Origin of the sequence: Flavobacterium sp., from assembly GCF_046317795.1 — a bacterium.
In the GTDB taxonomy this organism is placed as follows: domain Bacteria; phylum Bacteroidota; class Bacteroidia; order Flavobacteriales; family Flavobacteriaceae; genus Flavobacterium.
The window spans coordinates 1-5,205 of sequence record NZ_JBKCVI010000023.1; the positions used below are offsets into that span (position 1 = coordinate 1).

5 protein-coding genes and 1 pseudogene are annotated in these 5,205 nt (G+C 31.4%); 2 read left to right on the plus strand and 4 right to left on the minus strand.

Going from position 1 to position 5,205, the window contains the following annotated elements; translation table 11 throughout:
* From ACK5ON_RS01535 to ACK5ON_RS01545, 3 genes are all read right to left on the minus strand, one after another.
* The coding region (locus tag ACK5ON_RS01535; RefSeq protein ID WP_409819208.1) for a tetratricopeptide repeat protein at positions 1-1,487 on the minus strand (1,487 nt) is incomplete at its 3' end.
* A 116-nt stretch (positions 1,488-1,603) separates the two neighbouring features.
* Positions 1,604-1,777, minus strand: coding sequence for a hypothetical protein (locus tag ACK5ON_RS01540; RefSeq protein ID WP_409819210.1), 174 nt, complete (start codon positions 1,775-1,777; stop codon positions 1,604-1,606).
* A gap of 249 nt (positions 1,778-2,026) precedes the next feature.
* On the minus strand, positions 2,027-2,905 hold the full coding sequence (locus ACK5ON_RS01545) for a LytR/AlgR family response regulator transcription factor (RefSeq protein ID WP_409819212.1): 879 nt from the start codon (positions 2,903-2,905) through the stop codon (positions 2,027-2,029).
* Between the two features lie 328 nt (positions 2,906-3,233).
* Here ACK5ON_RS01545 and ACK5ON_RS01550 point away from each other — a divergent pair, with 328 nt between their 5' ends.
* Both ACK5ON_RS01550 and ACK5ON_RS01555 read left to right on the plus strand, forming a co-directional pair.
* Complete coding sequence (locus ACK5ON_RS01550) at positions 3,234-3,971, plus strand: DUF3575 domain-containing protein (RefSeq protein ID WP_409819214.1); 738 nt, start codon at positions 3,234-3,236, stop codon at positions 3,969-3,971.
* Between the two features lie 52 nt (positions 3,972-4,023).
* The gene (locus ACK5ON_RS01555; protein ID WP_409819216.1) at positions 4,024-4,614 is read left to right on the plus strand and encodes a hypothetical protein; all 591 of its coding nucleotides are present in this window, start codon (positions 4,024-4,026) and stop codon (positions 4,612-4,614) included.
* Between the two features lie 81 nt (positions 4,615-4,695).
* Here the strand turns inward: ACK5ON_RS01555 and ACK5ON_RS01560 are convergent.
* Positions 4,696-5,205: pseudogene (locus ACK5ON_RS01560) on the minus strand (His/Gly/Thr/Pro-type tRNA ligase C-terminal domain-containing protein); the annotation flags it as partial.

A 5,205-nucleotide genomic window follows, 5' to 3' on the forward strand; every position in this document is an offset into this window, starting at 1 on the left:
TTGTTATTCAAACTATCCAGGTTCATTCGCAGGCCAAACATTCTGCCCAGTACGCCATCGTGTAAATCTCTTGCTAGTCGTTTCTTTTCTTTGCTTCTGCTTTCATCAATAATAGCTTGTTGCGACATCATGAGATTGAAAATCTCTTCGTTAGCTTTTTGTTGCGTTTGTTTGTATAACAATTCTCGAGTTCGTGTTCGTTGTGCTCGTACTATGAATAATAATGATGCTAGGATAACAGTAAAAATAAAAACGTATAGCAGGTTACGGTTGCGGTCTTCGAGGACGTCATTTTCCTGAATGATTTCTTGTGTGCCGAGTTGAATACGTGCGAAACGATCTTTAGAATTTCTTTCTGCAATCTGCAGACTATCGGATATTCTGAGATAATCTTCAGAATATTTTGCGGCATTTTTATTATCTACTACAGAAGCTTGCTTTAATGAAAATAATAAATCTATTGGGGTTTTTTCTCTTTTTGCAACTTCTAAAGCTAAATTTGCATACTTCAACGCCTCCTTTTTTTGTTTTATTTTGTCGTAGTATTCCGAGAGATGAATATAGCTTGTTATAATAGCAGAATTATCATTCAAGTTTTCTCTAATTTTAAGAGATTCAATAAACAAATTAGACAGCCCTTTAAAATCATTAATTTGAAGTTTTGAATAAGCTAAATTGTCAATAATATTGGAATATGCTTCTGGGTAATCTTGTTTTAAATTATTGTCTTTTAGAGATTTATTAAAGAAAGAAATAGCTTTTTTATGATCTTTAAGATTTTGATAAACTAAACCAATATTACTTAAACAAACAGATTCTTGGAAATTATCCGAATAATTGTTTTCTTTTGCAATGTTTAAAGCATCATTAAAATAATTGATTGCTTTTGAATACTCTTTAAGTTGATTAGAATTTAAGCCTAGTTGAATTAATACTGAATATTTTTTTTTTGAATCATTGATTTTTTTTAGTACCCCTAATGATTTAGAAAGAGATAAATCTGCACCAAGATTATCATTTGCATTAAATTGAATTAATCCTTTTTTTAACATGATAGTTGAATAACCATCATAGTCATTAATTTGATAATATATTTTTTCGGCTTTAGTATAAAAATAAAAAGAACTGTCATGTTGCTTTATCTGATAATAATAATTTCCAAATGATCTGTAGGATTTTGCTAAACTTATGACATCTTTAGCCGACATAGAATTTTTCAATAATATTTCAGCTGCATTCTTATAATGAGACCACTCTTGCGTTTCAAAATATTTTGAAATAATATCAAAATTTAATTCTCTAGTTTTTAAAGAGTTTTCAGAATTTTTTACAATAGTTGTTGCTTTGTCAAGTATTTTAACTTTGTCAATGTTTTTTATATCTGAACTTTCAATTTTTTTGAGGTAATAACTTATGCTGTCCGTAGGACTTAAATATTTTTCAGTCGGTTTTTCACTATCCTTTGAACAGGATACTAAAAATAGCAAATAAGCAAATATGAAGTATTTTGTTTTCAATTAGTAAACGAAGATAAAAAACAAATATATTCAAAAAAAAAGCTATCTTTAACAGATAGCTTAAAATATTTTAATTTTAAATTCATTTATTGAGTATTACCTACTCCTCTATCACTAGTTCCTTTTCCACCAATTTCAAATTGGGTATTACCTACTCCTCTATCACTAGTTCCTTTTCCACCAATTTCATTAGGTGAAGTAAATGAAGTCACTACTAGCATTAAAGCTAATAATCCGAATGTTGTTGCTAATTTTTTCATAATTGAGACTTTTTATTTTTTTGTGTTTTAGTTACGTTTTTGTTGTGTATACCACGTAATTCATTTTGAAATGTGGTTAAATCACGATGTAAAACTATAAAGGAAGTCTCTGTCAACATCCATGAATAATAGGGTTTATGGTAGAATGCTATCGTTTGATAGTGAATGATAGCCAAATCGTGGTGGATGGTTTTTGGGGTTTTGCCGTTTTTTGTGGATAATGGGTAAAATTTGTTGATAAGTATGGTTTTAAATCTCCAAATAGTTGCCTCCCGCAATACGAGTAATGATTAAATCAACATTCTCTTTATAGGATTTGGAGAAGGGAAGTTTGGTAGTCGAATTTTTAATATAGCAAACGGTATTTCCGGTATGAATTCTCGAAACCTGATTTACATTAATAATATAACTGTTGTGAATGCGTAAAAATTGTAGTTGTGGTAACACGGCTTCAAAATGTTTCAGCGTTTTGAAAGCGGTAATCATTTCGCCATTGTTCAAATGAATATCGGTGGAGTTGTTGTCGGCTTCAAAATAGAGAATGTCAGTTGAGTCGATGTAACGATAATCGCCATAGGATTTTACACAAATGATAAGCGACTGTTCTTTTTGAAATACAATAGGTTTTTCAGAAGTTGAGATAGTTTTTTGTTGCGCATCGTTTTCTATTTCTAATTCTTCTGCTATTGTTTCATCCAATACTTCAAATGTGGCTACAGGGTTTTTAGCTTCTACATGAGGCAAGTTGGATTTAATGGCTCGGTCAAATTTCAAAATGGCTTTTCTGAAATCATTAATATCTAATGGTTTTAATAGATAATCAATGACTTCATATTTTAGAGCGTCATACGCCAACTCTTTTTTGTTGGTAATAATGATGATTTTTGGAACTACAGGCAAATAGCGATACAATTCATTAATCAAGCTCAAGGAAAGATTACTTTTTTTATCAGAAGGCGCTATTTCTAGAAACACTAAATGGGGTTGATGTTCTAGGATGAGGTTTACGCCATCATCATAATTATTGGCAGCAGCCAAGAAAGACAAATTACGAAAACGCTCCGCAATGGCCTGAGTTTTCGCGACATCGTCTTGATTGTCATCAATAATAATAAAAGTGTGGCTCATCTCGCTTTTCCGTTGACTTAGGGAAAGCATTGGTAGGTGAAAACAGGTAGTTTTGGGAAAACTTTTTTATTTGGTTAAAGATTAAAAATTAAAAATCAACCACAAAAATAGAAACGATTAAAAGTTTGAATTTTCGTTATTGCGAAAATAGAATATCAATACTTGTTTTTTGTAAAATGTTAACAGAAATATGAATCCTGTTAATATGTGCTTTTTAATTTAAGTACATACTTACAAAAAGCTAACATCCTAATTTATTAATGTTAAATAAACCTGAGTTTTTTCAAGTGCTATATTTTGCATTATATTTGAAAAAAAAATTATTGTTATGAAAAAAATTATTATTGTTTTGTCCTTGTTTCTTTATTCAAGTATAGGTTTTGCTCAAGACGTACTCACAAAAAAGAACGGCGAAGATATTTTGGCTAAAGTTCTCGAAGTAACCACTACTGAAATAAAGTATAAGAAATCTGAAAATCCAAATGGACCTACTTTTACGATTTTAAAATCGGAGGTCTTATTAATTCGCTATGAAAACGGAACTAAAGATGTTTTTAATGAACCACAAAAGGTATCGTCGCAGCCGCAATCTGGTATTGAAAACCCTGTTTCTTTTAAAAAAAATGAAATAAAAGGAAATGCATTAGCATTGATTTTAGGGAGTATAGCGGTTACTTATGAACGCATTTTAAATGAGGAGTCGGCTGTTGGATTTGCACTTACTGTACCCGTTAATGATTATGTTTTTGAAATTAATTATACGGCAACTGCATATTATCGTTATTATTTTGGAGATAAACCTGCTGCCGGATTTTTTGGCGAAGCATTTGGTATGTTAAATAGTGTTGACGATTATGTTTATGATGATGACTTTAGTTCTTTTTATAATCAAAGAGAAGTAACCGATTTTGCTATAGGTGTAGGTCTTGGTGGAAAATGGGTAACCAATAAAGGATTGATTTTAGAATTGAATGCTGGTGTTGGGCGCAATTTATTTAATGGCCAATTTGAACGCGATTATACTATAATAGGAAGAGGTGGTGTTAGTATTGGTTACCGATTTTAAAATGATGTTCCTTAAAGCATTTTTTTATAATTGAAATAAGAAATCAAGGTATATGAAAAAGAGTATTGTTTTTATCTTGTTTTTGATTTCAAGCATAAGTTTTGCTCAAGACTTACTGACTAAAAAGAACGGCGAAGATATTTCGGCTAAAATTCTTGAAGTAGATATTACAGAAATAAAGTATAAAAAATTTGATGATTTAAATGGTCCTATTTTCACGATATTGAAATCGGAGGTTTTACTCATTCGCTATGAGAACGGGACTAAAGATATTTTTGTTGATGAAGAAAAAATCGGAAGTGATCTTTTTTTAAATGACAATCCTTTTGCTCAAGGACAATCAGATGCTTTACAATATTATAAAGAATATAAAGCCGCTAGTACTGGCACGTTGATTACTAGTCTTTTTTCACCTTTTTTAGGTCTTGTTCCTGCTATAGTGACTTCTTCAACACCTCCGAAAGAAATAAATTTAGATTATCCGAACAAAACTTTTTTGGGTAATCCCGAGTATGTGAATGGGTATACTACTAAAGCTAAAAAGATTAAGCAGGATAAAGTATGGACTAATTATGCTATTGGTTCTGGTACTTGGTTAGTAGTAGCGACTTTATTAATTGTTGTTTTTACATCAGGTTTCTGAAGAAAAGCATTTGTGTTTAGTTACATCAGTTTTATAAAAAAAACGGGACTAAAGATTTTATTGTTAAAGAATTAAGTAAAGTTACAAAGTTCGCATTAACCAATTTTTAACTGAAACTTCAGTAGTTATTATGTCGCTAAGTTCGGAAATTTTCACCCTATCTTGTTTCATGGAATCGCGATGGCGGATAGTCACTGTTTCATCTTCCAAAGTTTGGTGATCCACAGTGATACAAAATGGTGTTCCTAGCGCATCTTGTCTGCGGTAACGTCTTCCTACGGCATCTTTTTCGTCATACGCTACATTGAAATCCCATTTCAAGTCATCGATTATTTTTTGGGCTGCTTCAGGCAATCCGTCTCTTTTAATTAAAGGAAAAACGGCCGCTTTTGTTGGTGCTAATACCGATGGTAAACGCAAAACGGTTCGAGTTGAACCATCTTCTAAGGTTTCTTCTTGTAGCGCTGTGGCAAAAACCGCTAAGAACATTCTATCCAAAACAACAGATGTTTAAACTACATACGGCAGATAATTGGAATGGGTGTCAGTATCAAAATACTGTAATTTTTTGACTGAATACTGTTCGTGTGC